The following is a 26,637-nucleotide window of genomic DNA, read 5'->3' on the forward strand; positions in this document are numbered from 1 at the left end:
CGCGCGCCTCACTCGTACGACGTGCGCAGATCCCGGATGAGCGAGCGGGTCACCTCGGTGAGCGATCCGGTCGTGTGGAACACGTCCTGCAGGCGCTGGTAAGGCACCCCGCGCTCCATGAGATCGCTGATCGAGGCGAGCTCGCGGGCGCACCCGAGCCTCTCGGCCACCGGAGCCAGTCGGACGAGCTCGTCGGCGATGCACTCGGTGACGAGCCGCTCATCGGCTTGCGCGTTCTCGATGATGATCGCGTCCATCCCGTACCGCGCAGCCCGCCACTTGTTCTCGTCGTGGAACCAGTCGGGCATCGTCGGCAGGGTCTCACCGGCGTCGAGGCGGGCGGAGAAGTCGTCGATGAGGCACTGGATGAACGCGGTGACCGCGGTGATCTCCTCGAGCGTCGGCAGTCCGTCGCACACCCGCACCTCGACGGTGCCCCAGTTCGGTGCGGGCCGGATGTCCCAGCGGATCTCGTTGAGATGGTCGATGATGCCGGTCGTGAGCATGTCGTCGACGTACTTCTCATACGCCGCCCACGAATCGAACTGGAACGGCAGTCCGGCCGTCGGCAGCTGCTGGAACATCATCGCCCGATTCGACGCGTACCCGGTGTCCGTCCCGCCCCAGAACGGGGAGGAGGCACTGAGCGCCTGCAGGTGGGGGACGTAGGCGAGGAGCGCGTTGATGATCGGCAGGACCTTGTCGCGCGAATCGACGCCGACGTGGACGTGGACGCCGAAGATCAGMATGTTCCGACCCCACCACTGCGTGCGGTCGACGAGTTCGAGGTACCGGTCCTTCGCCCGCACCTCCTGCGTCTGCCACTGGGCGAAGGGGTGGGTGCCCGCCGACATCAGCTCGATGCCGCGATCCTCCGTCAGCGTCCGCAGTGCGCCCATCGACGTCGCGAGGTCCTCGGCGACACCGGACACCGTCGTCTGCACATCGGTGACGAGCTCGATCGTGTTCGTCAGCATCTCGCCGACGATCCGCTTCTCGAAAGCGGGTGCGCGGTCGGCGACGTCGGCCAGCAGGCTCTCCGCTGCTGGGGTGAGATCGAGGCTCTCCCCGTCGAGGAGAGCGAGTTCCCATTCGACACCGAGGGTGGAACGGGGTGAACGTGCGAAATCGACCATGGATCGATCATAGTGGCGTGCGTCCCTGACTCGAGACGCCGTCTTGCCCACACGGACATGAGATCGGTCTCCCACCCGCAGGCCGAGCGTGCGCACCGGGTTCAGGCGCGCCCACTAGCATGGGAGCATGCCAACACGTCTCACCCTCACGGCACTGACCGCGGCGCTCACCCTCGTCCTCGCCGGCTGTTCCGGCGGCAGCGCGGGGGAGTCGGATGCCACGACGGATCCCTCGAGCGGCGAGGCGGGGGCAGGCTCGGCCGCGCCCACGAGTGCACCGTCGAGCGCGCCCCCGGCACAGCCTGCGGACTTCGCCGACGAGGCCGCCGAGATCGTCGACTCCTTCTCCGACGAGCAGCTTGCCGGGTCCCTCATCATCGGCACCTGGGCCGGAGCCGGCTCCCAGGGTGCGGTCGACATGGTCAGGCAGAACAGCCTCGGCGGAGTCATCGTCATGGCCGACAACCTCACGGAGGCCCCCACGGCCGACGAGGTGAGCGCGCTGACGAAGGACATCGCCGGCGCCCGGACCACGGGCCAGCCGGTGTCGATCGGCGTCGATCAGGAAGGCGGCCCGGTCTCGCGCCTGAGCACTGCGGCCCTGCCGTTCCCGCCGCTCATGGCGCTCGCCGCCACCGGGGACGGGCAGCTGACGACGACGGCGACGACGGTGCAGGCGCGGAACCTCACCGACCTCGGCTTCACGATCGACTTCGCTCCCGACTCCGATGTCACCGTCGGACCCGAGGATGTCGCGATCAACGTGCGGTCGGCCGGCAGCGACCCGAAGGCCGTCGCCGAGGTGGTCGCCCAGGCCGTCGACGGCTACACAGCCGGCGGGGTCGCGAGCTCCGCGAAGCACTTCCCCGGCCACGGCCGCCTCACCGTCGACTCGCACGAGAGCCTGCCGGTGTCGGAGAAGTCGATCGACGAGCTCGAGAGCACGGATCTGCTGCCGTTCAAGTCCGCGGTCGAGGCCGGGGTGCCGCTCGTGATGATGGGCCACATCGGCCTGCCGGACGCGAAGACGACCCCGGCGAGCCTCAACCCGGACGCCTATGCGGCGATGCGCGACAAGCTCGGCTTCGACGGGGTCGCGATCACCGATGCGCTCAACATGGAGGCCGTGCCCCAGAACGAGAACGGCGGGGAGACCGTGACCGCGCTCAAGGCCGGCGCCGATCTCGCGCTCATGCCCCCGGACGCCGCGGCCGCGCAGAAGGCGATCGTCGCGGCGATGAAGGACGGGACGCTGACGAAGGACGACCTCGTCGAGAAGTCCCGTCGGGTCGTCGCGATGCAGCTCGCCACCGCGGAGGCGCAGAAGGGCGCGGCCGAGTCCGACGCCGGCACCGGCGCCGAGGATCCCGATGCCGTGCTCACCGAGGTCGCCGAGAAGTCGCTGACCGTGCTCAAGGGCGACTGCGAGTTCACTGGCACGGAGTCGATCTCGATCGTCGGCGGCAGCGAGACGGAGAAGGCCGCCCTGGGCAAGGCGGCCGAGTCCGCGGGTCTGACCGTCGGGACCGGGGGAACGACGGTGAGCCTGAGTCCGAAGACCGCCGCCGAGGTGGCCGTGGGCACCGCTGCTCCGTGGACGATGCGCAGCACCCCGGCGAAGACCGCGGTCACTGCCTACGATTCCAACCCGTATGCGCTCGAGGCGGTCGCGAAGTGGCTCAAGGGCGACCTCACCGCGACAGGATCGCTGCCGGTCGAGTACGACGGCAGCGACGCGGCACCGTCGTGCAGTGGGTGAGTCAGTCGAGCTGCTTGCCGTACGCGGCGGCGATGTCGTCGAGGACGGTGTTCAGTGCGAGGTAGCCCTGGCCGCGCATCCACGCCTCGAAGTCGACGGTGTGGACGTTGCCGGCCTCGACGGCGGGGATGCTCTGCCAGATCGGTGAGTCCGCGACCTCATCGACGACCCCTTCCTCCGTGCTGTAGACGAAGATGTGGTCGCCGAGGCTGCCCGGCAGCAGCTCAAGGCTCGTCTCGACGTAGCCGCCGTCGCCGACGCTCGCGCCCTCGGCCGGCGGGGCGAACGTGAGTCCGGCGTCGGTCATCGCGACTCCGGCGTTCGTCTCCTCCATCATCACGCGCACCTCGTCAGGCCGCAGGCGCACCTGCGAGACCGGCTTGGCCGCTTCGGGATCATCGGCGAGCCGCGCCTTGAGGTCAGCGGCGCGCGACTCGTAGGCCTTGGCCGCCTCGTCCATCTCCGCGGTGCGGTCGAGTGCGGCTCCGACCTGCGCGGCGAGTCCCTTGGGATCCTGCTCGCCGACGACGACCGGCACCGTCGGAGCGATGTCGGAGTACTCGTCGAACAGCGTGTCGTCGAGGCCGGCACCGCTCGAGGCGTTCATGAGGATGAGGTCGGGTTCGAGCGCGGCCACGGACTCGAGGTCGATCTCCTCGTCGGAGTCGCCGATGCGCGTGACCGAGTCGTCGTCGAGACCGACGTAGTCGGGCAGTCCCGCGAACGACATCGGCGAGCCGACGGGCGTGACCCCGGCGGCGACGCTCGAATCCAGCAGCGCCGTCGACGTCACGACGACCCGTTCGTAGTCGGTCGGGGCCTCGAAGGTGCCGAGCTCGGTCTCCACGGAGTAGGTGTTCGCCGAGGCGGCCCCCGCCGTCTCCGTGTCGGAGCCGCACCCGCTGAGGACGCTGACCGTGAGCACTGCGGCCGACAGCGCGAGGCTGCCGCGCACGGCCGTGCGTCGACCCGATGGTGTCGGGCGACGGCGGGCGCTGTCGGGACGGAAGCCGGTGGGAAGGGAGCCGGATGGCAGGGTCTCGGGCACGGAGCAGTCCTCTTTCGCTCTCAGGGAATCGGCGTGCATGATTAGCCTAGCCTAAGGAGTGGGGCGGACGGCCCTGCGCATCAATGAATGAGACTCATCCCGCGCCCCTCGCCCTGCGCCCCTCACCTCGCGCCCCTCACCCCGCACCGCGGATTGTGCGGACGGTCCATGGCGGGAAGGGGGCCCGGCACCGCCATGACCGCGGCGCAGAACCACCGCAAAATCATCGCATCCGGGGGTCCTCGGTCGGATCGGCGTACTGGTGCGGGCAGCCGTCGGTCGGCGCTGCCGGCCGGAGTTCGTAGTGCCACGCCTCGTTGCCGTAGATCTGGCACAGCCCGAAGTCGGCACCGTGCTGCGCGAGCCAGCTCGAGGCGTCCATCGGGCCGATGTCGACGGCGTCTCCGGACACGTGGGGCGAGGTCTCGGGGGTGGCGACCCACCGTGCGGCTTCGGCCTTCGACCCGTAGTTGGAGACCGCGTCGTCGAGCAGTCCAGCCTGGTAGGCCGCCGATCGCCACCCGCTGTTGACGGTGAACGTCACGCCGTCGAGGCGCGCGGACTCGGCGGCCGCGGTCACCGCTGCGCGCAGATCGGCGTCGAGCCCGGCGATGCCCGGCAGCTCGGTGTCGGTGATGCGGGCGTCGTCGGGCAGGGCGCCGTTGTCGGTGTCGCGGACGTCGGCGTCGATCGACGCCCCGACGCCCGGCTCGCCGGTCTGCGAAACCGCGCAGCCGGCGAGCGCGGCGACGAGCAGGACGGCGAGTCCGATTCCCACGGCGACCACGCCGAGACCGCGCTGGACGGCACCGAGGCGCCTCTGGGTGAAACCGACCCGGCATGCACCGGCCGGCTCGCGCCGGATCGTCGACCGAGGCCCCGCCTCGGTGTGGTGGAGTGGGTCCTGGTGGTCGATCGCGCCGAGGCGGTCGGTGGACGGCTGGGCGGATGCTGCGGTTCTCGTGGTCATGCCCTCAGTCAACGCAGTCGGCTGTTGCCGGAGCGTATGCGGAAATCGATACGTTCGCGATACATCCGGGCCGATACGCTGATCCCTATGCGCGTACTGATCGTCGAGGACGAACCCGAGATGGCCGCGGCCGTCCGCAGCGGACTCCGCCTGGAGGCCATCGCCGCCGACATCGCCGGGGACGGTGACCAGGCACTCGAGATGCTCGCGGTCAACGACTACGACATCGCCGTGCTCGACCGTGACATCCCCGGACCTTCCGGCGACGAGGTGGCCCGCCAGATCGTCGCCACCGGCTCCGGCATGCCGATCCTCATGCTCACTGCCGCCGACCGCCTCGACGACAAGACGACGGGGTTCGCCCTCGGCGCCGACGACTACCTGACGAAGCCCTTCGAGCTCGCCGAACTCGTCCTGCGGCTGCGCTCCCTCGACCGGCGCCGGTCCCAGCACCGGGCGCCGGTGCTCGAGGTCGCCGGCCTCAGCCTCGACCCGTTCCGCCGGGAGATCTACCGTGACGGCCGGTATGTCGCGCTCACCCGCAAGCAGTTCGCGGTGCTCGAGGTGCTCATGCGCGCCGACGGGGGAGTCGTCAGCGCCGAGGAGCTGCTCGAGAAGGCCTGGGACGAGAACGCCGACCCCTTCACCAATGCCGTGCGGATCACGGTTTCGGCCCTGCGCAAGCGCCTCGGCGAGCCCTGGCTCATCGCGACGGTGCCCGGTGTCGGCTATCGCATCGCGAACCCGGGCGCCGAGGCGGCCGGCCGTGGCTGAGCCGCGACCCCGCGGGCTGAGCGTCCGGTGGCAGCTGACGCTCAGCTACGCCGGGTTCCTCCTCGTCGCCGGCATCCTCCTGCTCGCCGTCGTCTGGATCTTCCTCCTGCGCTATGTCCCCAACGTGCCGATCAGCGCTCCCGACGGCTTCGTCCCCAATCGCTCCGATCTGCAGCGGGCGTTCTTCCCCGCCGCGGCGGCGACCCTGGGGTTCCTCCTCGTCGTCGGGCTCGCCGGCGGATGGTTCCTCGCCGGCCGGATGCTCACCCCGCTGGCAAGGATCACCCGCGCGGCCCGGGCCGTGTCTGCCGGCGAGTTCTCCCATCGCATCCGGATGAGCGGGCGCCAGGACGAGATCCGGGAGCTCGCCGACGTCTTCGATGCGATGCTCACCCGGGTCGAGGCTCACGTCGCCGAACAGCAGCGCTTCGCCGCGAACGCCTCCCACGAGCTGCGGACCCCGCTGGCCATCACGCAGGCGGTCCTCGATGTCGCACAGCGCGAGCCCGACCGTGAGCACAGCGCCGATCTCGCTCAGCTGCGCGCGGTCAACGACCGTGCGATCGCACTCACCGAGGCGCTCCTCCTGCTCAGCCGCGCCGGCAATGAGATCCGCGACGTCGAGCCGGTCGACCTCTCCCTCCTCGCCGAGGATACCGTGGAGACCCTGCTGCCGTTCGCCGAATCGCGGGGGATCGACGTCGAGTTCGACACCCAGCCGGCGACCGTGCTGGGGTCGGCGGTGCTGCTGTCCCAGGTGGTGACGAACCTCGTCCACAACGCCATCGTCCACAACCTTCCGGCCGGCGGCAGCCTGCGCGTGCGCACCGGCCGGGATCCGGCACCGAGCGGCACCGGCCCGTGGGCGTGGGTGAGCGTCGAGAACACCGGACCCGTCATCAGCCCCGACCTCGCGGCCACCCTCACCGAACCGTTCCATCGCGGCGGCCGACGCACCCGTGACAGCAGCCACGCGGGAGTCGGCCTCGGCCTCGCGATCGTCGCGCGCATCGTCGCCACCCACCGCGGCCGTCTCACCCTCACCCCGCTGGAAGGCGGCGGCCTCCGCGTCGCCGTCGGTCTGCCCGCAGCCCGCCAGCCGCTTCAGGGGCGGCCCGCAGATTCTGCGGACGATTCATGGCGGAATTGAGGCCCCGCACCGCCGTGACCGCGGCGCACAATCGCCGCGACCGCGGCGCACAATCGCCGTGACCGCGGCCCGGATCCTCAGCTGCCGGTGGCGATCCCGCGGCCCGGGTCGGAGGACCAGCCCGACCAGCTCGCCGAGTAGAGGCTGGAGCCGACCCCGAGGGTCGCGAGCACCATCGCGTTGTGGCACGCGGTGACCCCGGACCCGCAGTAGACGGCGACCGACTCCTCGAGGGCGCCGAGGTCGCCGAAGCGCTCGCGGAGGTCGACCTCGGAGAGGACGTAGCCGTCGGCGGTGTTCTCCGTCGCCGGAGCATTCCTCGCTCCGGGAATGTGGCCGGCGACCGCGTCGAGGGGTTCGGTCTCCCCGCGGAAGCGCTCGGGGGCGCGGGCGTCGAGGAGCACACCGTCCCACGACTCGGCGGTGTCGGCGTCGATGACGGGCATCGACCCGGGCGTGATGACGACGGTGGAGGGGTCGACGGCCGTGGCCTTACCGAATTCGAGGTCGCCGCCGGCGGAGACCCAGGCGTCGATCCCACCGTCGAGGACACGGGCCTTCAACCCCGCCCAGCGCAGCAGCCACCAGGCTCGCGCCGCGCCGAGTCCGGCGTTGTCGTCGTAGACGACGACCTCGGTCTCCGGGGTGATGCCCCAGGCCCGGACCGTGGTCTGGAACTGCTCGGGACTCGGCAGGGGGTGGCGGCCGGCGCGCGGATCGGTCTGACTGTGATCGGCGAGGTCGGTGTCGAGGTCGACGTAGAGCGCGTGCGGCAGATGACCGCGCGTGAAGTCGTCCCGGCCATCGGGTTTGAGCTGGGTCCAGCGGACGTCGAGCAGCCTCGGCGGGGTCCTGCCCAGCGTCTGGGTGAGGAGCTCTTGAGCGGTGATGAGGACATCGGTTCGGGTCATCGGATCTCCTTGGCTCGGGTCGATCTCCTGCGATCGCCTCCACGCTCGACTCTACGTCCCCTCAGGACTCCGGGGCAGTCCCGGATTCCGTGACCGGCTGGGTGAGGAGGACGACGTGCTTGTCGCCGAGGCGGGTGAAGACGAGGGTGGCGCGCTCGCCCTTCGGCAGCTTGAGCTGGCGTCGCACCTGGTCGGGGACGATGTCTGCGCCGCGCTTCTTGATGACGACGGAGCCGATGCCGCGGGCGATGAGCTCCTTGCGCAGGCTCGGGATCTTCGCCGGGAGGACATCGACGATCTTGTACGCGGTGACCCCGGCCGCGGCCGGTCCGACCGGTGCGACATCGGTCGTGAGGTAGGCGATCGACGGGTTGAGACGGCGCGCCTGCAGGGGGCCGGTGAGCGCTCTGACGAGTCCCGCGCGGACGATCGCGCCGTCGGGTTCGAGGAGATACTCGCCGAGGCGGCCGATGCCGTCCTCGTCGGTCGCCGGCACATCGTCCTCGTGGACGAGGAGGGTGCGCTCGCCCATGACGAGCGCGCTGCGCCCGGGGCGCTGCCGGGCCGCCCCGAAGTAGAGGCAGACCTCGACGACGTCGCCGTCGTGGGAGACCCACTGGGCCTCCGCGCCGGCGGGAATGAGGTCATGGTCGAGGGCCGGGCCGAGCTTGACCCCGGCCGCATGGGCCTCCGCGGCACGGTCGACGACCCAGGTCAGGGACGGTGAGAACTCGTCGGGATCGGCGATGCGCGCGGTCGCCCCGCGGGCATTCGCCCGGCCGACGCGGCGGCGAGCCGGATCGAACCACAGGGCGTCGACGTCGTCGACCTCAGCGTCCTCGGCCAGCCCGTGAGCGACCTCGGCCCCGGGCAGGTGCCGGAGGTTGAAGGCGGCGATCGCGGCGGTGACCTCGTCGGCGTCGACGGCGCGGACCTCGGCGCCGAGGCCGGCGAAGGCGAACGCGTCGACGCCGATCCCGCAGCCGAGGTCGGCGATGCGGACGGGGGAGTCGGAGCCGTCAGCCCGTCCGGCGGCGAGCAGCCGCTGCGCGTGGTGGGCGGCGACGGGCAGGCGGGTGGCCTGGGCGAGGCCGTCGCGGGTGAAGAGCATCTCCGCGGCATAGGGGCCGAGTTTGCCGACTGCCTCCGTGCGCAGCTGCGCCTGCGTGAGCAGGGCCGCGGTCACCTCGGCGGAGAATCCCTCCTTGCGCAGCGCCGCGGAGCGGGCGAGGTCGCCTGTGGGCAGATCGTCGATCCGATCGAGACGGTCGAGGACGGAGACGTCGAGGAGTTCGGCCAGAGTCGTGCGATCCATGGGGGCCAGCCTAACGTTCCCGGGTCACCGGCAGGTCACGGGGGATCACGGGCGCCGTCACGGCGAGCATCCCCGAGACCGTGAGGTAGGTTGTTGGGTGTGACGTTACTGACCGCACGCGACATCCGCGACATCGCCGCTGACATCGGTCTGCGCCCGACGAAGCAGAAGGGCCAGAACTTCGTCATCGACCCCAACACCGTGCGCTCGATCGTCGCCGCCGCCGACCTCGCCGAGGCGCAGAACGTCGTCGAGATCGGTCCCGGACTCGGGTCGCTCACCCTCGGCCTGCTCGAAGCCGGCCATGCCGTCACCGCCGTCGAGATCGACGAGGCGCTCGCCGCCCGACTGCCCGCGACGATCGCGGAGTTCGCCCCGGAAGCCGTCGACCGGTTCCACCTCGTCGGCGCCGATGCGCTCAAGGTCACCGAGCTGCCGCAGCGCCCCGACGCGCTCGTGGCGAACCTGCCCTACAACGTCGCCGTGCCCGTCCTCCTCCATTTCCTCGAGATCTTCCCGAGCCTGAGGACCGTTCTCGTCATGGTCCAGCTCGAGGTCGCCGAGCGCCTCGCCGCCGGACCGGGCTCCCGGACGTACGGTGTGCCGAGCGTCAAGGCCCAGTGGTACGGCGAGGTCGGTCTGGCCGGGAGGATCGGCAAGAACGTCTTCTGGCCGGCCCCGAACATCGACTCGGGACTCGTCCGCATCGACGTCACCCGCACCGAGAGGGATCCCGCCGCGCGCACGCGTCTCTTCTCCCTCGTCGACGCCGCATTCGCGCAGCGCCGCAAGACCCTGCGCGCGGCCCTGGCGACGTGGGCCGGCAGCCCGGCCCGCGCCGAAGAGGTCCTCCGCGCCGCCGACATCGACCCCCGTACCCGGGGTGAGGCGCTCGGCGTCGCCGACTTCGAACGCCTCGCCGCCGCCGCTCCCGAGGACGGTCGCTCCGCATGACCGAGCAGCTGCCCCCGCGCCCCGGCGCCCCGACCCCGGTGAGAGTGCGCGCACCGGGCAAGATCAACGTCCACCTCGGCGTCGGAGGAGTCGGCGAGGACGGCTACCACGAGCTCGCGACGGTCTTCCAGGCCCTCGACCTCACCGAGACGCTCACCCTCATCCCCGGCGGGACGGGCGCGATCATCGTCCAGGGACGCTACGCCGATGACACCGTGCCGCGCGGGGAGACGAACCTCGCCCGCCGTGCCGTCGACCTCCTCATCAGCACCTTCGAAGGCGAACGGGACGTCGACGCACTCCGCGGGCTCGACATCGTCATCGACAAGCAGGTGCCCGTCTCCGGCGGGATGGGCGGCGGCTCCGCCGATGCCGCGGCGGCACTGACCGGCGCCGCCCACCTCATCGGGGGAGTCGAGACCGAGGTGCTCTCCGACCTCGCCGTCGACATCGGCGCCGACGTCCCGTTCCTCCTGCGCGGGGGCACGGCGATCGGTCACGGCCGCGGGGAGAAGCTCAGCCCCGTCCTCACCCGCGGGTCCTTCCACTGGGTGATGGCCACCTCGGCGGGACAGCTCTCGACCCCTGAGGTCTACGGCCGTTTCGACGAACTCACCCCCGACCCGGGCCCGGCCGAGGTCCCTCCGGAGGTGCTCAAGGCGCTCGCCGCCGGTGACGTCGACGCGCTCGCGGCCGCCGCCGGCAACGACCTCACCGAGGCGGCGGTGTCCTTCCGGCCCGAACTCGCCGAGGTGCTCGAGGCCGGGCGCGAGGCCGGGGCGGTCCTGCCCCTGCTCAGCGGCTCGGGACCGACGATCGGGTTCCTCGCCCGCGACGCCCACCACGCCCTCGACCTCGCCGTCCTCCTCCAGGCCACGCGGGGAGTCAAGGAAGCGCTGCGGACGACGGGTCCCGCGGCGGGCGCCCACGTGGTCTCGAGCGGCTGATGGCCGCCGACGCGAACCCGCCGGCGCGGGAGAACCTCCACGGGCAGGTCGTCGAGGCGATCGGACGCGACATCGTCTCCGAGGCGCTGCCCCCGGGCGTCGTCGTCAAGGCCGAGGAGCTGCGCGCCCGCTACGACGTGTCCCTCTCGGTCATCCGGGAGGCCGTGCGCGTCCTCGAATCCCTCGGCATGGTCCGACCGGTGCGCCGGCTCGGTCTCGTCATCCTCGCGATGTCGGAGTGGACGATCCTCGATCCGCTCGTCGTCCGCTGGCGGATGGCGGTCCGTCCCGCCCGCCAGCTGCGGTCCCTGACCGAGCTGCGGGTGGCGATCGAGCCCGAGGCCGCGGGTCTCGCAGCGACCTATGCCGACGCCGAGGCGGCCGAGGAGATCATGCGACTGGCCGCGCGGATGCGGGCGGCCGGGCGGACCGGGGACGTGAGCGCCTTCCTCGACGCCGATGCCGCGTTCCACCGCGCTGTCCTGCGCGCCGGGGGCAATGAGCTTTTCGCGTCGTTCGACACCGTCGTCGCCGAGATCCTCGCCGGCCGCACCGCGGAAGGGCTGCAGCCGCAGTTCCCCCACCCCGACGCGCTCCAGTGGCACTTCGACGTCGCCGATGCGATCGGCGGGGAGGAGCCGGACCGGGCCCGGCAGGCGATGGCGAAGATCGTCGCGAAGGCCTACGACGAGATGTCCTCGGTCTGGGACGGCGAGCCCCGGCGGACGTGAGAGTCGGCGCAGCAGAGCGCTGACGCCCGCGCGCCTCAGAACGCGCTGACGATTGCGTAGAGGATGAGGCTCAAGGCGAAGCCGACGATGCCGAGGAGCGCCTGCCCGACCGTCCACGTCTTCAGCGTCGTCTTCGTGTCCATGCCGAAGAACCGGGAGACGAGCCAGAAGCCCGAGTCGTTGACGTGGCTGGCGAAGACGGATCCGGCGGCGAGGGCGAGGACGATCGCGACGACCTGGAGGCTCGAGAAGTCCGGATTGCCGACGACGATCGGCTGGACGAGCGCGGCGGCCGTCGTCAGCGCCACGGTCGCCGAGCCCTGGGCGACGCGGACGATGGCGGCGATGAGGAAGCCGGCGACGATGACCGGCAGGCCGAGCGCGGAGAGGGAGTCGGCGATCGAGTCGCCGATGCCGCTGGCGCGCAGCACCCCGCCGAACATGCCGCCGGCCCCGGTGATGAGGACGATCGAGCACACCGGGCCGAGCGCGGAGTCGACGATCGATTCGACGAGGGACCGGCTCTTGTTCCTCCGCCACCCGAGCAGCCACATCGCCGCAAGCACGGTGATGAGCAGCGCGATCGGCGTCTCGCCGAGCATCCGCAGGCTCGTCACCAGTGTGGATTCGCCGTCGACCCAGCCTGCCTCGGCGGCGAAGCCGAGTCCGGTGTTGAAGAAGATGAGGATGAGGGGGAGGACGAGGAGGGTGATGACGGTGGTCAGGCTCGGCGTCGACTTGAAGCTCGCATACTCGTCATCGCCGCCGCCGGAGAGGATCGTGGGCACGGGAACGTCGAAGCGCCGGCCGATGAAGAGCCCGAAGAGGTACCCGCACAGGTACCACGCGGGGATCGCGATGAGGATGCCGCAGATGAGGACGAGACCGACATTGGCGCCGAGGAGGCCGGAGGCGGCGACGGGACCCGGGTGCGGGGGCACGAAGATGTGCATCGCGGAGAACGCCATCGCCGCGGGCATCGCGTAGAGGAGCAGCGAGCCACCGAGGCGGCGCGCGACGGTGAAGATGATCGGGAGCATGACGACGAGGCCGGCGTCGAAGAAGATCGGGAATCCGAACAGCAGGGACGTCACCCCGAGCGCGAGCGGCGCGCGCTTCTCCCCGAAGGCTTTGATGAGACGGTCGGTGAGCACCTCGGCGCCGCCGGAGAGCTCGAGGAGGCGCCCGAGCATCGCGCCGAGGCCGACGAGGAGGGCGACGCTGGCCAGGGTCGAGCCGAACCCGTCGTAGAGCACGGTGACGAGGTCACCGGGGGTGATGCCGGCCGCGAGCGCCGTGAGGACGCTGACGACGACGAGGGCGACGAACGCGTGGAGCCGCAGCTTGATGATGAGCAGCAGCAGGAGGGCGATCGCCGCGGCGGCAAGGCCGAGCAGCGCGGGCGCCGGCAGCGTCCACGCGAGTTCGATATCGGTCATTGATCCTCTTCCTCGAGGCGGGTGCGGCGGTGGAGGGCGATGCGAGCGAGTTCGACGGGCAGGAGATCGAGGATCGTCTGCCGCACCGCGGGCAGGCTCTGCTCGATCGAGACGACCATGTGCGCCTCGTCGGGTTCGAGGGCCTCGAGGGTGGACAGCTGCGAGTCGAGCAGCGTCGGCGACATGAACTCGTGGGCGCGTCTGGCCAGGTGGTCGGCGATGACGGCGCGGGGGCCGTCGAGGTGGATGAAGAACGTCGTCGGCGCATCGATGCGCAGGCGGTCTCGGTAGCGGCGTTTGAGCGCCGAGCAGGCGATGAGCGGGGCGGGGAAGCGGCTGAGCTCCGTGGCGATCGCGGCGAGCCACGGCATCCGGTCGGTGTCGGTGAGCGGAATGCCGGCGGCCATCTTCGCCTTGTTCGCCGGGGTGTGCAGGTCATCGCCGTCGATGAATGTCACCCCGAGAGCCTCGGCGACCTGCTGGCCGACGACGGTCTTGCCCGTCCCCGACACCCCCATGATGACGAGTGGTGGAAGGGTCTGTCCCAGGTCCATAAGAATCTCTCGAAAACATATGATGATATTGATATGCTCTGCAGAATAAATCAGAGTTATTGAACCGTATTTCTTCTGCGGAAGACTGTCAACAACGTGACCCTGCAACGAAGAGGACTGCTGATGAACGCCGATGTCGCTGTGATCGGGACCGGAGTGATGGGCTCGAACCTCGCTCGCAACCTCGCCGGGCAGGAGGGTCTGCGCGTCGCGCTCTACGACCTCGACGTCGACCGCGCCCGGGCGGTGGCCGCGAACCACCCCGAGGCTCAGTTCCTCGTCGCGACCTCTCCCGCCGAGCTCGCCGGAATGCTGCGGACGCCCCGCGTCGCGATCCTCATGGTCAACGCCGGGGCCGCGACGGACGCCGCGATCGGCAGCATCGCCGAGGTGTTCGCCCCCGGCGACATCATCGTCGACGGCGGCAACTCCCACTTCACCGACACGATCGCCCGCGGGCGACGGTTGGCCGAGACGGGCATCGAGTTCGTCGGTGTCGGGATCTCCGGCGGTGAGGTCGGGGCGCTCGAGGGGCCCTCGCTCATGGTCGGCGGCTCCGACGCCGCATGGGAGCGCCTGCGCCCCCTCCTCACTCCGATCGCCGCCCGCGCCGAGGTGCCGGGGTCGGTCGCACCGGTCCCGTGCGTGGCCCACATCGGCACCGACGGCGCCGGTCATTTCGTCAAGATGGTCCACAACGGCATCGAGTACGCCGACATGCAGCTCATCGCCGAGGCGTGCACGATCCTCCGCGACGGACTCGGACTCACTCCCGCGCAGATCTCTGCGGTGCTCACCGAATGGAACGCGGGCGAACTCGAGTCCTACCTCATTGAGGTCACCGCCGAGGTCTTCGCCCACACGGATGCCGCAACGGGACGTCCCTTCGTCGACGTCGTCGCCGATGCCGCCGGGGCCAAGGGGACCGGGGCGTGGACGGCGCAGTCCGGTCTCGACCTCGGGGTCCCCGTGCCGACGATCGCCGAGGCGGTCTTCGCGCGGTCGCTGTCCCAGGCGGCGGATCTGCGCGCCCAGGGGGAGGCCCTCGGCGGGCCGGCCCCTGCCGACACAGCCCCTGCCGACCGCCTCGGCGAGGCGATCGAGACGGTCCGCCGGGCTCTGTTCATGGGCAAGATCCTCGCGTACGTCCAGGGCTTCGACGAGATCGCCGCGGGCGCCCGCGAGCACGGCTGGGACATCAGCCTCGGCGAGCTCGCGTCGATCTGGCGGGCCGGGTGCATCATCCGCGCCCGCGTGCTCAACCGGATCGTCGCCGCCTACGAGGCGCAGCCGGAGCTCAGCTCCCTGCTCGCCGCCGATGATGTCCGGCAGTCGCTTGAGGCCGACCAGGCCGCTCTGCGCTCGACCGTCGGCGACGCGGTCGCGGCGGGGATCGCGGTCCCGGCGCTCGCCTCGGCGCTGGCCTACGTCGACGGCCTCCGCACGCCCCGGTCCTCGGCGGCGATCATCCAGGCCCAGCGGGACTTCTTCGGCTCGCACACCTACGGTCGGGTCGACCGTCCCGGGGTCTTCCACACGCTGTGGTCGGGTGACCGCAGCGAAGTCGAGGTCTGAGCCGCCGGTGGCCCCGGCGCGGGGAACGTGGCACTGTGGGATCTATGACTCAGCCACATGATGCGCCGCAGACCCACGATTCGACCCTGCCCCACGACGACGTCGATCCCGGCGGTCTGCTCGAGTACTCGGTCGTCTTCACCGACCGTTCGCTCAACCACATGTCGGCGCGCTTCGTCTCCGTCATGCAGGACATCAACCGCATCCTGCGGACCGCCTACGACGCGCAGAGTGTCGCCATCGTCCCCGGTGGCGGGTCCTATGCGATGGAATCGGTGGCCCGGCAGATCGCGACGGGACGCAAGTGCCTGATCATCCGCAACGGGCTCTTCTCCTACCGGTGGTCGCAGATCCTCGACGCCGGATCGATCGCGAGCGAGACCGTCGTCCTCCCGGCCCAGCCGGACTCCGACGATGTCCAGGCCGCGTGGTCGCCTGCCCCGATCGCCGAGGTGGTCGCCGCCATCGAGCGCGAACGCCCGGCCGTCGTGTTCGCTCCCCATGTCGAGACGGCCTCGGGGATGCTCCTGCCCGACGAGGACATCCGGGCCGTCGCCGATGCCGTCCACTCCGTCGGGGGAGTCTTCGTCCTCGACTGCATCGCCTCGGGTGCGGTGTGGGTGTCGATGGCCGACCTCGGCGTCGACGTCCTCATCAGCGCCCCGCAGAAGGGGTGGAGCGGATCGCCGTGCGCGGGCTACGTCATGCTCGGGGAGGCCGGCCGGGCCGCGGTCGAGGCCGGCACCTCGACGAGCTTCGCGATGGATCTGAAGAAGTGGCTGTTCATCGCCGACGAGTACGAGGCCGGTCGCGCGCCGTACCACGCGACGATGCCGACGGATGCGCTCGCCCACAACGCCGCGCTCATGCGCGAGACCGAGGAGCGCGGCTTCGACAAGCTCGAGACGGCGCAGTTCGAACTCGGCGAACGGGTGCGCGCGGTCTTCGCCGCCCGCGGTCTGCCCTCGGTGGCGGCCCCGGGGTACCAAGCGCCGAGTGTGGTCGTCGTCCACACGACCAACCCCCAGCTGGCCAACGGCGCGGCATTCAAGGAGGTCGGACTCCAGGTCGCGGCCGGGGTGCCGCTGCACACCGGGGAGCCGGAGGGCTTCACGACGTTCCGCATCGGGCTCTTCGGCCTCGACAAGCTCGGTGACATCGACGGCACCGTCGCCCGCCTCGAAACCGCCCTCGACCGGTTCGACGTCACCGCGAAGTAGAGCGGCCGACGGCACCCGCCGCCGACCGCCCCCTGCACTGGTCCGTTCGAGGCGCGCTTATGCCCGGTCGCCGAGGGCGACGACGTTGTCGGCGAGACGCTCGTTCGTGCCGTACATGAAGTGGTTGCTCATGTTCTCCGAGAACCGGCTCGCCTCCGTCGTCAGGCCGACCGTCTCGGCGACCTCGCGGATGTGCATCGGGGTCGCACCGCAGCACACACCGAGGTAGTTGACGCCGAGTTCGTGAGCTTCCTTCGCGAAGGCGCCGATCTCGTAGCGGTTGGTCTGCAGCGGATCGAGCGCGGTGGGGAAGGTGCGGCCGTGCGGGGACGGCACCGCGGCGTGGGGGTCGGAGAGGTTGAAGAACGTCGGCTCCTCCTCGGTCGTCCGGTAGGGGATCGGCAGGGCGCCGACGTGACATGAGACGGCTGCGCGGATCTCCTTGAGCCACGGCAGCATCGTCGCCGGTCCGCGGAAGCAGTTGAGGCCGACGACGTCGACGCCGAGCTGCTCGAGACGCTGGGCGGTCTCGACGATCCCTGCCCCGTCGGCCATCTCCTGGAACGCCATCGGCGCGAGGGTGAGGACGACGGGCAGGCCGCTGGCCTTCGCGATCTCGGCGGCGGCGATGGCCTCACCGGCGAAGTAGAAGGTCTCACCGATGATGAGGTCGGCACCCTCCTCGACGGCCCAGCCGACCATCTCGGAGAACATCGCGCGGACCTCGTCCTGCTTCGCGGGGTCGGCGGGATCCCAGATGTTCGAGTTCGAGATGTTGCCGGCCATGAAGTTGCCGGGCTTGGCGTCGGCGACGGAGCGCGCGATCTGCAGGGCCGAGCGGTTGAGCGGCTCGAGGAGGTCCTCCTTGCCGATAACCCGCATCTTCTCGCGGTGCCCGTTGTACGTGAAGGCCTCGACGATGTCGGAGCCGGCGCGCTGGAAGTCGACGTGGAGGCTGCGCAGCGCCTCGGGGAACTCGAGCGCGACCTCGGGCACGAATTCTCCCGCGGAGAGGTATCCGCGCTTCTCGAGTTCGAAGAGGAAGCCTTCTGCGCAGATGACGGGGCCGGCGTCGAGGCGCTCGGTGAGTGCGTTGGACTGTGTCATGAGTTCTCCCGGTAGAGCTGAGATCGTCGGGCCCGGTGACCGAGCTCCGTCGCATTGAGGACTCGGCCAGCTCATCACAGGCAACGTCGCCGTCCGCCGTCGACCGTCACAGAAGGTCAGATTCGCGCCGCATTCCGTCACAGAAGGTCATGTCGCCGAGGCGGCCCGACCTGCCCAGGCACCTCGACCTTCGTGCGGGGTTCGTCAGTTCCCGCCGCGGCGGGCGCTCAGCCAGTCGGCGAGCAGCGCGGTGCCGAGGAAGGCGATGAGCCACACCCCGCCGAGGATGAGTGCGATGACGGGGAGGAAGACCACGGCGTAGTTGATCTCGAGCCACAGCCCCGACAGTGCGAGGAGGGCGCAGAGGAGGACGCCGATGCCGGCGATGAGGCGGAGGACGAAACCGGGCGTCGACGCGGTGCGCCGGCCCCGGGCGGCCTGGACGAGGACGAGCACGCCGGCGAGGAGCAGGAGCAGCGGAGGCAGAGCGATGAGGACGACTCCGGCGGCCATCGTCTACCTCCCGGTGTCCCTGCTCGCGCACGTCACGCAGAGCGCCGCGGAGGGGCGAGCGTCGAGTCGCGCCTGAGCGATCGGCTGAGAGCAGGCGGCGCAGATCCCGAACGTCCCGTCATCGAGCCGGGTCACCGCAGCGGCGATCGCGTCGAGACGCTCGCGGGCCTGTTGCCGCATCGCGTCGGCCTGGCTGCGTTCGAACGCGATCGTCGCACCTTCGGGGTCGTGTTCGTCGTCGCTGTTGTCGCCCTGCCGGGCTGCGGAGAGACTGTCGATCGAGGCGCTCAGCGACGCGAGCAGCGCACGGGTCTCCGCCTCCTCTTGACGGAGTCGCTCGAGCCACTGGTCATCGGCCATGCACATGACCCTAATCCCGTGCCGGTGCCTAAACCACCGGTCGTGGGTGACGAGAACGAGGGTTCCGGAGTTCTTCGGCCACCGGTACAGCAGGAGTCGGGCCAGCCATGCGATGTCGTCGACGTCGAGGCGGTTCGTCGGCTCACCAAGCACTCCGGTAGCAGATACAGGACGAGCACCTGCTGCCATGGAGACCACAGCACTCATCTGCATCCGAGACTCAATCGACCGCCACCACCTGATGCGGGCCACCGGCGACCAGGGGACTGATTGCCGTGTCTGGAGAGTGTTACGGTTGACTTGTGGTCCAGTTCACAGAACCTCAGGTCATTCTCTTCGTCCGCGATCCTGAGCAGGCCGCGACGTTCTACAGCTCGTTCGGGTTCGTGGAGTCCTTCCGCACCCCACAGGCCAACCCCGTGAAGATCGAGATGACGCATGGCGACTTCACCTTGGGGCTGGCGACCCCCGAGTCCGCAGCAGCAGCACATGCGATTGAGGCCAATTCCAAACCCAATCGTGCGGTCGTGGTGTTGTGGACCGACGATGTGCCGGCAGCCTACAAACTCGCACTCGACGCCGGGGCACGCGATATTCAAGCGCCCCACATCTACCGCGACACGCTGCTTATGGCGTTTGTGGAGGACCTTGATGGTCACCCCATGCACCTTGTATGCCAAGTCGACGGCTGAGACCTCACCGTTGTCATCCGGGACGGTGGACCCAGGTGGTGGGCTTCCCACTCCTCTCCGGCCTGCCGCCGCCTGTCCGCTACGCCTCCAGCGCCTCGGTGGCCTCGAGCCAGCGCTCCTCGAGGGCTGCCGTCTCGTCCTCGAGTTCCCGGACCTGCGCGGTGAGCGCGGCGAGGCCCTCGAAGTCGGCCTGATCGTGGACGGCCATCTCCTCGTGGAGGGCGGCCACCTGCGTGCTCAGCTTGTCCATGCGCCGCTCGATCGCCGAGACCTCCTTCGACGCCGCCCGCCTTTCGGCGCCGCTGAGCTTCGGTGCCGACGACTCCTCCGCCGAGGCGGTGGCCGCACCCGCACTGTTCGACCCCGCTGCCGGGCCCGACCCCGCGGCCTCCTCGGCGCGCAGGCGCAGGTACTCGTCGACGCCGCCGGGCACGTGCCGCAGGCGGTGGCCGAGGATCGCGTACTGCTGATCGGTGACGCGCTCGAGCAGGTAGCGGTCGTGGGAGACGACGATGAGGGTGCCCGGCCACGAGTCGAGGAGGTCCTCCATCGCGGCGAGCATGTCGGAGTCGACGTCGTTCGTCGGCTCGTCGAGGATGATGACATTGGGTTCGGACATCAGGAGCATGAGCAGCTGCAGGCGTCGCTTCTGACCCCCGGAGAGGTCGTCGACCCGGGCCGAGAGGTGCTCCGTGGCGAACCCCAAGCGCTCGAGCAGCTGGGCCGGCGTGAAGTCCCTGCCCTCGATCGTGAACGTCGTCTTCGCCTCGGCGAGGACTTCGCGCACCCGCCTGCCGCCGATCCGGGCGAGATCGGCGAACTGCTGATCGAGCACGCCGACCTTGACGGTCTTGCCGCGTTTGACCCGCCCCGCGGTCGGTTCGAGCGTGCCGGCGACGAGCCCGAGCAGCGTCGACTTCCCGGCGCCGTTGGGGCCGAGGATGCCCGTGCGCTCGCCGGGACCGATGCGCCACGTGACGTCGTCGAGGACGTCACGGTCACCGAAGCGGACGGACACGTCCTCGAGGTCGACGACGTCCTTGCCGAGCCTGGCCGTCGCCATCTTCTTCAGCTCGATGGGATTGCGGACCTCGGGCACATCGGCGATGAGCTGATTGGCCGCCTCGATGCGGAACTTCGGCTTCGACGTCCGGGCGGGAGCCCCGCGACGCAGCCACGCGAGCTCCTTGCGCATGAGGTTCTGCCGTTTCGCCTCGGTGGCAGCGGCGATCCGGTCGCGTTCGACGCGCTGGAGCACGTAGGCGGCGTACCCGCCTTCGAAGGGCTCGACGATCCGGTCGTGGACCTCCCACGTCTTCGTGCACACCTCGTCGAGGAACCACCGATCGTGGGTGACGAGCAGGAGGGCACCGGAGTTCTTCGGCCACCGGTTCCTCAGGTGCCGCGCCAGCCAGGCGATGCCGTCGACGTCGAGGTGGTTCGTCGGTTCGTCGAGGATGATGAGGTCCCAGTCCTCGACGAGGAGGGCCGCGAGGGCCACGCGCCGCCGCTGACCGCCGGAGAGGCTGCCGATCCGCGCCTCCCACGGCAGGTCGGCGATGAGGCCTGCGATGATGTCGCGGATCTTCGCGTCCCCGGCCCACTCGTAGTCGGCCTTGTCGCCGACGACGGAGAACCCCACGGTCGCCTCGTCGTCGAGTTCGTCGCGCTGGGTGAGCATGCCGAGCCGCAGGCCCCCGCGGTAGGTGACACGCCCGGCGTCGGGCGTGATCGTGCCGGCGAGCATCCCGAGCAGCGAGGATTTGCCGTCGCCGTTGCGCCCGACGATGCCGATCATGTCCCCGGTGTCGACGCCGAGGGTGACCGAGTCGAAGACGATGCGCGTGGGAAATTCGAGGTGCAGGGCTTCGGCCCCGAGAAGATGTGCCATAACGCCCACCAGCCTAGAGCACCGGGGATTGCCCTAGCTGCAGCGGACGCGATCGGCTCGTGAGAAGGCACAGCGGCCCCTGTCGAACGGACTACGACTGTGACACTTGATTGCGTTTTCATATCGGTGTCGCGGATTCGCGTGCTACGCGCGCGGGAGACGTGGCTCACGTGCATTAGACTGGCCGAAAACTCATCGAAATGTGACCGATCGCCCAGTCGTCTCACAGGTTCGCGATGAGTCGGCCGGCGGTCCACCGCCGACGCCAGTGTTGGTCCTTCGAGAAAAGAGTAGACCTTGAAAAAGCTCGCATCAGCGGTGTCGATGATCGCCGCATCCGCCCTCGTGCTCTCCGCCTGCGGCTCCGGCGGCAGCGGCAGCGACTCCAGCGCCGGCGGGGATTACCTCGCCTGCATGGTCTCCGACTCCGGCGGCTGGGATGACCAGTCGTTCAACCAGTCGGGCCGTGAGGGACTGACGAAGGCCAAGGACAGCCTCGGCATTCAGGAGAGCCTCGCCGAATCCCAGGGCGACGCGGACTTCACCCCGAACGTCGACAACATGGTCCAGCAGGGCTGCAACCTCACCTTCGGCGTCGGCTTCCTCCTCGAGGATGCGATCCAGACCGCCGCTGAGGCGAACCCCGACCTCAACTTCGCCCTCATCGACTCGACGTTCTCCGACCCCGACGGCAACCCGGCCGAGGTCGAGAACGCGAAGCCGCTCGTCTTCAACACCGCTGAGGCCGCGTACCTCGCCGGCTACGTCTCGGCCGCGATGTCGAAGACCGGCAAGGTCGGCACCTTCGGCGGCATCCAGATCCCCTCGGTCACCGTCTTCATGGACGGCTTCGCCGACGGTGTGAAGAAGTTCAACGACGACAACGGCAAGAACGTCGAACTCCTCGGCTGGAACAAGGAGAGCCAGCAGGGATCGTTCTCCGGTGACTTCGAGAACCAGGGTCAGGGCCAGGAGCTGACGAAGCAGCTGATCTCCCAGGGCGCCGACATCGTCATGCCCGTCGCCGGCCCCGTCGGCCTCGGTGCCGCGGCCGCGGCGAAGGAAGCCGGCGACGTCAAGCTCGTCTGGGTCGACACCGACGGCTACAACTCGACGGAATACGGTGACATCATCCTCACCTCGGTGGTCAAGGAGATCGCCAACGCCGTCGAGGACACCGTCAAGCAGGGTGTCGACGGCAACTTCACCTCCGAGCCCTACGTCGGCACGCTCGAGAACGAAGGTGTGGGACTGGCTCCCTACCACGACTTCGACGGCGAGGTCCCCGAGGACGTCAAGACGAAGGTCGAGGAGCTCAAGAAGCAGATCATCGACGGCACGATCACGGTCGAGTCGGAGAACTCGCCCAAATAATCACCTGGGTTAAACTGCAGGGTCGAAGTCTTTCGGCCCTGCAGTTTTCAAGTTTGTGAGGAGTGCTGCGAGCAGTGAAACTCGAGCTTCGCGGGCTGACGAAGGTGTTCGGATCATTCGTCGCCAACGACCACATCGATCTCACCGTCGAACCCGGTGAGATCCACGCCCTTCTCGGTGAGAACGGCGCCGGCAAGTCGACGATGATGAACGTCCTCTACGGCCTCTACGACCCCGATGGGGGAGAGATCCTCATCGACGACAAGCCGGTGAGCTTCGCCGGACCCGGCGATGCCGTGGCCGCGGGCATCGGCATGGTCCACCAGCACTTCATGCTCGTGCCGGTCTTCACCGTCGCCGAATCCGTCGCGCTCGGCTACGAACCGACGAAGGGCCTCGGCCTCATCGACGTCGCCGAGGCGCGGAGGAAGGTCACGGAGATCTCCGCGCGGTTCGGGTTCAACATCGACCCCGACGCCCTCATCGAGGATCTGCCCGTCGGCGCGCAGCAGCGGGTCGAGATCATCAAGGCCCTGTCCCGCGACGCGGAGATCCTCATCCTCGACGAGCCCACCGCCGTGCTCACCCCGCAGGAGACCGACGAGCTCATCTCGATCATGCGCCAGCTCAAGGAGCAGGGCACCTCGATCGTCTTCATCACCCACAAACTCCGCGAGGTCCGCGCGATCGCGGATTCGATCACCGTCATCCGCCGGGGCAAGATCGTCGGCGAAGCCTCCCCGGACTCCACCGAGGCGGAGCTCGCCAGCCAGATGGTCGGGCGCAACGTGTCCCTGACGACGGACAAGAGCCCTGCCGACCCGGGTGAGGCGACGTTCCAGGTGCGCGGGCTCACCGTCGTCGACCGGGCCGAGAACGTCGTCGTCGACGATGTCAGCTTCGACGTCCGCCGCGGCGAGATCCTCGCCATCGCCGGTGTCCAGGGCAACGGGCAGACCGAGCTCGCCGAGACGATCATCGGGCTGAGCGAACCGCGCCTGGGCACGATCACCCTCGACGGGAAGAACCTCGTCGGCACGTCCGTCAAGGACCGGTTGGGCGACGGGATCGGTTTCGTGCCCGAGGACCGGTCGACCGACGGCATCATCGCCGAGTTCTCCATCCGCGAGAACATGATCCTCGACGTCTACGATCGCCCGCCGTACGCGAAGGGCCCCAACCTCCGCTCCTCGGTCATCACCGCCGAGGCGGAGAAGAAAGTCGAGGAGTTCGACATCCGCCTCGGCAGCATCGCCGACCCGATCTCCACGCTGTCCGGCGGCAACCAGCAGAAGGTCGTGCTCTCCCGCGAGCTCGGCCGGGAGCTGCGCCTCTTCATCGCCAGCCAGCCGACCCGCGGCCTCGACGTCGGATCGATCGAATTCGTCCACAAGCGCGTCATCGCCGAACGCGACACCGGCACCCCGTGCATCATCGTCTCGACCGAACTCGACGAGGTCTACGGACTCGCCGACCGCATCGCCGTGATGTACTCCGGTCGGATCGTCGGCATCGTCGGACCCGAGACCTCCCGTGAGGCGCTCGGCCTCATGATGGCCGGTGTCCCCGCCGAGGAGGCGCTGGCCTCCGCAGGCACCGCACCCGAGGCAGGTGCCCCCTCCGACGCCGGCACCGCGACCGGCGCGACCCCAGACTCAGCGACCACCTCGGCGGAGGAGAGCGAATGACGACTGACATCTCACCGGCCGCGCCGTCCCCGGCCCCGCCGCCGACCGCCGAGGCGAAGCCCGGGCGGCAGCAGACCCTCATCCAGGAGATACTCTCAGGATCGTGGCTGGTCACTGTGCTCGCCATCGTGCTCGCCCTCCTCGTCGGCGGTGTCCTCATCGCCTTCGCCAACGCGGAGGTCATCGCAGCGGCGAGGAACTTCTTCTCCGCGCCCGGCGCGTTCTTCTCCACGGTCTTCTCGACCGTCGGGGACGCCTACTCCGCGCTCTTCCGCGGGGCGATCTTCGACTGGAACGCCCGCACCCCGGAACGCGCGATCCGCCCGCTGACCGAATCGCTCGTCAACGGCACCCCGCTCATCCTCACCGGCCTCGGCATCGCCCTGGCCTTCCGCTCGGGACTGTTCAACATCGGCGGCCAGGGCCAGGTCATCCTCGGCGCCACTGTCGCCGGATTCCTCGGCTACGCACTCAGCCTGCCGCCCATCGTCCACATGCTCATCGCCGCGGTCGGCGGCATCATCGGCGGGGCGATCTGGGCGGGCATCGCCGGTGTGCTCAAGGCGCGGACCGGGGCGAACGAGGTGATCGTGACGATCATGCTCAACTCGATCGCCGGCTACCTCCTCGGGTACCTGCTCAAGCAGTCGTGGTTCACCCACACGCAGTCGGCGAACCCGCAGTCGCGCACGATCGACGAATCGGCGCAGATGTTCCTCCTCCTTCCGCTGCCCTTCCGCCTCAACTTCGGGTTCATCCTCGCGATCCTCGCGACGATCTTCGTGTGGTGGCTGCTCGAGCGCTCGACGATCGGCTTCGAGTTCAAAGCCGTCGGCGCGAACCCGCATGCCGCGCGCACCGCCGGCATCTCGGTGGCCAAGGTCACCGTCCTCGTCATGGTCATCGCCGGTGGCCTCGCGGGACTCGCCGGGGCCACACAGGTGCTCGGCACGGAGGACAAGCTCACCGGCGGGATCGCCGGGTCCATCGGCTTCGACGCGATCACCGTGGCGCTGCTGGGACGGTCGAAGCCGCTGGGGACGTTCTTCGCCGGTCTCCTCTTCGGCGCGTTCAAGGCCGGTGGCTACCTCATGCAGTCGCAGACGGGTACGCCGATCGACATCGTCCTCGTCGTCCAGTCGGTCATCGTCCTCCTCATCGCCGCCCCGCCGCTCGTGAGGACGATCTTCCACCTGCCCGCACCGGTGCTCAAGCGGAAGGAGTCCTGATATGAGCGCACAGACTCTTGACACCCCCACCGGTGCGCCCACGAAGGTGGTCGCGCCGATCGCGTGGAAGTACCCGATCGTCTACTCGGTGCTCGCGCTCATCGCGCTGATCTTCTTCGGTCTCATCGGCCGGGCCGGTGATACGACCTTCCGGATCGCCACCGGCGGTGACTTCTTCGCCATCCCCGACCTCGTCGTGTCCGCGAAGGCCACGGGCCTCGTGCTCTCGCTCATCCTCGTCGTCATGGCGGCCGTTTCCATCTGGTTCGCGACCCGCAGGGACGACCTCGGCTCGTGGTTCCCCGTCACCTTCGGCATCGTCTTCGTCCTCTCGTTCCTCGCGTGGGCCGGCGGCGGCAGCGGCGGCGTCATCCCGCTGACCACTCTGCTCGCCGGCGCTCTGGCCCTGTCGGTGCCGCTGATCTTCGGTGCGATGTGCGGTCTCATCGGCGAGCGCTCGGGCATCATCAACATCGCGATCGAAGGTCAGCTGCTCGCCGGTGCGTTCCTCGCCGCGGTCGTCGCCTCGGTGGTGAAGAACCCCTACGCCGGCCTGCTCGCCGCCCCGATCGCCGGCGCCCTCGTCGCCGTGGTGCTCACCTTCTTCGCCGTGAAGTACTGGGTCAACCAGATCATCATCGGCGTCGTCCTCAACGTCCTCGTCGTCGGACTGACGAACTTCCTCTACTCGACGGTGCTCACCGAGAACCCCGAACTGTGGAACTCCCGGCAGAAGCTGCCCAACCTGCCGATCCCGCTGCTCTCGGACATTCCGATCCTCGGGCGGGTGCTCTTCGATCAGAACATCCTCGTCTACATCATGTACGTCGTCGTCATCGCCCTGCAGATCTTCGTCTTCCGCTCGAAGTGGGGACTGCGGATGCGGGCGGTCGGCGAGCACCCGAAGGCCGCGGACACCGTCGGCATCAAGGTCAACTTCACGCGGGTGCGCAACACGATCATGGCCGGGGCGATCGCCGGCCTCGGCGGCGCGTTCTTCACCGTCGGCTCCGGACTCGCCTTCGGCAAGGAGATGTCGGCCGGACAGGGCTACATCGCGCTGGCCGCGATGATCCTCGGCAAGTGGAACCCGAAGGGCGCGCTCTTCGCCGCCCTGCTCTTCGGCTTCTCGAAGAGCCTCGGCAACACGCTGCAGTCGATCGGCACCCCCGTGCCCAACGAACTGCTGCTCATGCTGCCCTACATCGTCACGATCCTCGCCGTCGCCGGCTTCGTCGGACGGGTCCGCCCGCCGGCCGCCGAGGGCGTGCCCTACGTGAAGTCATGACAGTGTGACGGA

Annotated in this window: 24 protein-coding genes; 13 read left to right on the forward strand and 11 right to left on the reverse strand. The window is 69.4% G+C overall.

The genetic code is table 11. The features are described from left to right. Nucleotides 1-8: 8 nt before the first annotated feature. Nucleotides 9-1,136: a glutamate--cysteine ligase gene (locus FJ887_RS03870; RefSeq protein WP_250786147.1), complete on the reverse strand. Its 1,128-nt coding sequence runs from the start codon at nt 1,134-1,136 to the stop codon at nt 9-11. 127 nt (nt 1,137-1,263) lie between these two features. Here FJ887_RS03870 and FJ887_RS03875 point away from each other — a divergent pair, with 127 nt between their 5' ends. Then, nucleotides 1,264-2,895: a glycoside hydrolase family 3 N-terminal domain-containing protein gene (locus tag FJ887_RS03875; protein ID WP_137826737.1), complete on the forward strand. Its 1,632-nt coding sequence runs from the start codon at nt 1,264-1,266 to the stop codon at nt 2,893-2,895. 1 nt (nt 2,896) lies between these two features. Here the strand turns inward: FJ887_RS03875 and FJ887_RS03880 are convergent, their stop codons facing one another. Then, nucleotides 2,897-3,982, reverse strand: a complete 1,086-nt coding sequence (locus FJ887_RS03880; RefSeq protein ID WP_137826738.1) for an ABC transporter substrate-binding protein — start codon at nt 3,980-3,982, stop codon at nt 2,897-2,899. Nucleotides 3,983-4,166: 184 nt separating this feature from the next. Further along, nucleotides 4,167-4,913: a M15 family metallopeptidase gene (locus FJ887_RS03885; protein WP_137826739.1), complete on the reverse strand. Its 747-nt coding sequence runs from the start codon at nt 4,911-4,913 to the stop codon at nt 4,167-4,169. Nucleotides 4,914-5,000: 87 nt separating this feature from the next. Between FJ887_RS03885 and FJ887_RS03890 the strand changes: the two genes are divergently transcribed. Continuing rightward, nucleotides 5,001-5,687, forward strand: coding sequence for a response regulator transcription factor (locus FJ887_RS03890; protein WP_137826740.1), 687 nt, complete (start codon nt 5,001-5,003; stop codon nt 5,685-5,687). Then, nucleotides 5,680-6,837 (forward strand): sensor histidine kinase, encoded by a 1,158-nt coding sequence (locus FJ887_RS03895; protein ID WP_212743360.1) that lies wholly within the window; start codon nt 5,680-5,682, stop codon nt 6,835-6,837. The genes FJ887_RS03890 and FJ887_RS03895 overlap by 8 nt, the downstream gene beginning before the upstream one ends. 77 nt (nt 6,838-6,914) lie before the next feature. Here FJ887_RS03895 and FJ887_RS03900 read toward each other — a convergent pair whose 3' ends face one another. Both FJ887_RS03900 and FJ887_RS03905 read right to left on the reverse strand, forming a co-directional pair. Next, nucleotides 6,915-7,748 (reverse strand): sulfurtransferase, encoded by an 834-nt coding sequence (locus FJ887_RS03900; protein ID WP_137826741.1) that lies wholly within the window; start codon nt 7,746-7,748, stop codon nt 6,915-6,917. A 61-nt stretch (nt 7,749-7,809) separates the two neighbouring features. Then, nucleotides 7,810-9,063 carry a class I SAM-dependent methyltransferase gene (locus tag FJ887_RS03905; RefSeq protein ID WP_137826742.1) on the reverse strand — a complete coding sequence of 418 codons (1,254 nt, stop codon included), beginning with the start codon at nt 9,061-9,063 and terminating at the stop codon, nt 7,810-7,812. A 99-nt stretch (nt 9,064-9,162) separates the two neighbouring features. Between FJ887_RS03905 and rsmA the strand changes: the two genes are divergently transcribed. The 3 genes from rsmA to FJ887_RS03920 are packed head-to-tail and all read left to right on the forward strand — an operon-like array spanning nt 9,163 to nt 11,695. Then, nucleotides 9,163-10,017 (forward strand): 16S rRNA (adenine(1518)-N(6)/adenine(1519)-N(6))-dimethyltransferase RsmA, encoded by an 855-nt coding sequence (rsmA, locus tag FJ887_RS03910; RefSeq protein ID WP_137826743.1) that lies wholly within the window; start codon nt 9,163-9,165, stop codon nt 10,015-10,017. After that, nucleotides 10,014-10,964: a 4-(cytidine 5'-diphospho)-2-C-methyl-D-erythritol kinase gene (locus FJ887_RS03915; RefSeq protein ID WP_140954796.1), complete on the forward strand. Its 951-nt coding sequence runs from the start codon at nt 10,014-10,016 to the stop codon at nt 10,962-10,964. Before rsmA ends, FJ887_RS03915 begins: the two co-directional genes overlap by 4 nt. Further along, on the forward strand, nt 10,964-11,695 hold the full coding sequence (locus FJ887_RS03920) for a FadR/GntR family transcriptional regulator (protein ID WP_137826513.1): 732 nt from the start codon (nt 10,964-10,966) through the stop codon (nt 11,693-11,695). Before FJ887_RS03915 ends, FJ887_RS03920 begins: the two co-directional genes overlap by 1 nt. A gap of 35 nt (nt 11,696-11,730) precedes the next feature. Here the strand turns inward: FJ887_RS03920 and FJ887_RS03925 are convergent, their stop codons facing one another. Both FJ887_RS03925 and FJ887_RS03930 read right to left on the reverse strand, forming a co-directional pair. Further along, nucleotides 11,731-13,134: a GntP family permease gene (locus FJ887_RS03925; protein WP_137826512.1), complete on the reverse strand. Its 1,404-nt coding sequence runs from the start codon at nt 13,132-13,134 to the stop codon at nt 11,731-11,733. Beyond that, on the reverse strand, nt 13,131-13,688 hold the full coding sequence (locus FJ887_RS03930) for a gluconokinase (protein ID WP_137826511.1): 558 nt from the start codon (nt 13,686-13,688) through the stop codon (nt 13,131-13,133). The genes FJ887_RS03925 and FJ887_RS03930 overlap by 4 nt, the downstream gene beginning before the upstream one ends. A 123-nt stretch (nt 13,689-13,811) precedes the next feature. On the opposite strand from FJ887_RS03930, the gene gnd reads away from it, so the two are divergent. Then, entirely contained in the window at nt 13,812-15,263 is a 1,452-nt protein-coding gene (gnd, locus tag FJ887_RS03935; RefSeq protein WP_137826510.1) for an NADP-dependent phosphogluconate dehydrogenase, read from the forward strand. Nucleotides 15,264-15,307: 44 nt separating this feature from the next. After that, nucleotides 15,308-16,483 carry a pyridoxal-phosphate-dependent aminotransferase family protein gene (locus FJ887_RS03940; protein ID WP_137826509.1) on the forward strand — a complete coding sequence of 392 codons (1,176 nt, stop codon included), beginning with the start codon at nt 15,308-15,310 and terminating at the stop codon, nt 16,481-16,483. Nucleotides 16,484-16,540: 57 nt separating this feature from the next. On the opposite strand, the gene FJ887_RS03945 is transcribed toward FJ887_RS03940, so the two are convergent. The 3 genes from FJ887_RS03945 to FJ887_RS03955 all read right to left on the reverse strand — a co-directional run bounded on the left by FJ887_RS03945 (nt 16,541) and on the right by FJ887_RS03955 (nt 18,616). Further along, nucleotides 16,541-17,590, reverse strand: coding sequence for a homocysteine S-methyltransferase family protein (locus FJ887_RS03945; RefSeq protein WP_137826508.1), 1,050 nt, complete (start codon nt 17,588-17,590; stop codon nt 16,541-16,543). A 204-nt stretch (nt 17,591-17,794) separates the two neighbouring features. Further along, entirely contained in the window at nt 17,795-18,103 is a 309-nt protein-coding gene (locus FJ887_RS03950; RefSeq protein ID WP_137826507.1) for a hypothetical protein, read from the reverse strand. 3 nt (nt 18,104-18,106) lie between these two features. After that, nucleotides 18,107-18,616, reverse strand: a complete 510-nt coding sequence (locus FJ887_RS03955) for a TraR/DksA C4-type zinc finger protein (RefSeq protein WP_349290527.1) — start codon at nt 18,614-18,616, stop codon at nt 18,107-18,109. Nucleotides 18,617-18,765: 149 nt separating this feature from the next. On the opposite strand from FJ887_RS03955, the gene FJ887_RS03960 reads away from it, so the two are divergent. Further along, nucleotides 18,766-19,155, forward strand: a complete 390-nt coding sequence (locus tag FJ887_RS03960; RefSeq protein ID WP_137826506.1) for a VOC family protein — start codon at nt 18,766-18,768, stop codon at nt 19,153-19,155. Between the two features lie 79 nt (nt 19,156-19,234). Here the strand turns inward: FJ887_RS03960 and FJ887_RS03965 are convergent, their stop codons facing one another. Next, complete coding sequence (locus FJ887_RS03965) at nt 19,235-21,046, reverse strand: ABC-F family ATP-binding cassette domain-containing protein (protein WP_137826505.1); 1,812 nt, start codon at nt 21,044-21,046, stop codon at nt 19,235-19,237. Between the two features lie 297 nt (nt 21,047-21,343). Between FJ887_RS03965 and FJ887_RS03970 the strand changes: the two genes are divergently transcribed. From FJ887_RS03970 to FJ887_RS03985, 4 genes are all read left to right on the forward strand, one after another. Further along, complete coding sequence (locus FJ887_RS03970) at nt 21,344-22,420, forward strand: BMP family lipoprotein (protein WP_249356872.1); 1,077 nt, start codon at nt 21,344-21,346, stop codon at nt 22,418-22,420. A 74-nt stretch (nt 22,421-22,494) separates the two neighbouring features. Continuing rightward, on the forward strand, nt 22,495-24,108 hold the full coding sequence (locus FJ887_RS03975; protein WP_137826504.1) for an ABC transporter ATP-binding protein: 1,614 nt from the start codon (nt 22,495-22,497) through the stop codon (nt 24,106-24,108). Beyond that, nucleotides 24,105-25,337 carry an ABC transporter permease gene (locus FJ887_RS03980; protein WP_137826503.1) on the forward strand — a complete coding sequence of 411 codons (1,233 nt, stop codon included), beginning with the start codon at nt 24,105-24,107 and terminating at the stop codon, nt 25,335-25,337. Before FJ887_RS03975 ends, FJ887_RS03980 begins: the two co-directional genes overlap by 4 nt. Before the next feature lies 1 nt (nt 25,338). Continuing rightward, nucleotides 25,339-26,625, forward strand: coding sequence for an ABC transporter permease (locus FJ887_RS03985; RefSeq protein ID WP_137826502.1), 1,287 nt, complete (start codon nt 25,339-25,341; stop codon nt 26,623-26,625). Nucleotides 26,626-26,637 lie beyond the last annotated feature (12 nt).

The sequence above is a fragment of the Brevibacterium sp. XM4083 genome, assembly GCF_006489205.2.
Classification (GTDB): Bacteria; Actinomycetota; Actinomycetes; order Actinomycetales; family Brevibacteriaceae; genus Brevibacterium.

Excerpts from the sequence above, each read along its gene's own strand:
- FJ887_RS03930 (WP_137826511.1), bottom strand. The coding sequence starts at position 13,688 with ATGGACCTGGGACAGACCCTTCCACCACTCGTCATCATGGGGGTGTCG.
- FJ887_RS03900 (WP_137826741.1), bottom strand. The coding sequence starts at position 7,748 with ATGACCCGAACCGATGTCCTCATCACCGCTCAAGAGCTCCTCACCCAG.
- FJ887_RS03920 (WP_137826513.1), top strand. The coding sequence starts at position 10,964 with ATGGCCGCCGACGCGAACCCGCCGGCGCGGGAGAACCTCCACGGGCAG.
- FJ887_RS03875 (WP_137826737.1), top strand. The coding sequence starts at position 1,264 with ATGCCAACACGTCTCACCCTCACGGCACTGACCGCGGCGCTCACCCTC.
- FJ887_RS03890 (WP_137826740.1), top strand. The coding sequence starts at position 5,001 with ATGCGCGTACTGATCGTCGAGGACGAACCCGAGATGGCCGCGGCCGTC.
- FJ887_RS03905 (WP_137826742.1), bottom strand. The coding sequence starts at position 9,063 with ATGGATCGCACGACTCTGGCCGAACTCCTCGACGTCTCCGTCCTCGAC.
- FJ887_RS03950 (WP_137826507.1), bottom strand. The coding sequence starts at position 18,103 with ATGGCCGCCGGAGTCGTCCTCATCGCTCTGCCTCCGCTGCTCCTGCTC.
- FJ887_RS03915 (WP_140954796.1), top strand. The coding sequence starts at position 10,014 with ATGACCGAGCAGCTGCCCCCGCGCCCCGGCGCCCCGACCCCGGTGAGA.
- FJ887_RS03925 (WP_137826512.1), bottom strand. The coding sequence starts at position 13,134 with ATGACCGATATCGAACTCGCGTGGACGCTGCCGGCGCCCGCGCTGCTC.
- FJ887_RS03980 (WP_137826503.1), top strand. The coding sequence starts at position 24,105 with ATGACGACTGACATCTCACCGGCCGCGCCGTCCCCGGCCCCGCCGCCG.
- FJ887_RS03880 (WP_137826738.1), bottom strand. The coding sequence starts at position 3,982 with ATGCACGCCGATTCCCTGAGAGCGAAAGAGGACTGCTCCGTGCCCGAG.
- FJ887_RS03885 (WP_137826739.1), bottom strand. The coding sequence starts at position 4,913 with ATGACCACGAGAACCGCAGCATCCGCCCAGCCGTCCACCGACCGCCTC.
- FJ887_RS03940 (WP_137826509.1), top strand. The coding sequence starts at position 15,308 with ATGACTCAGCCACATGATGCGCCGCAGACCCACGATTCGACCCTGCCC.
- FJ887_RS03965 (WP_137826505.1), bottom strand. The coding sequence starts at position 21,046 with ATGGCACATCTTCTCGGGGCCGAAGCCCTGCACCTCGAATTTCCCACG.
- FJ887_RS03945 (WP_137826508.1), bottom strand. The coding sequence starts at position 17,590 with ATGACACAGTCCAACGCACTCACCGAGCGCCTCGACGCCGGCCCCGTC.
- gnd (WP_137826510.1), top strand. The coding sequence starts at position 13,812 with ATGAACGCCGATGTCGCTGTGATCGGGACCGGAGTGATGGGCTCGAAC.
- FJ887_RS03985 (WP_137826502.1), top strand. The coding sequence starts at position 25,339 with ATGAGCGCACAGACTCTTGACACCCCCACCGGTGCGCCCACGAAGGTG.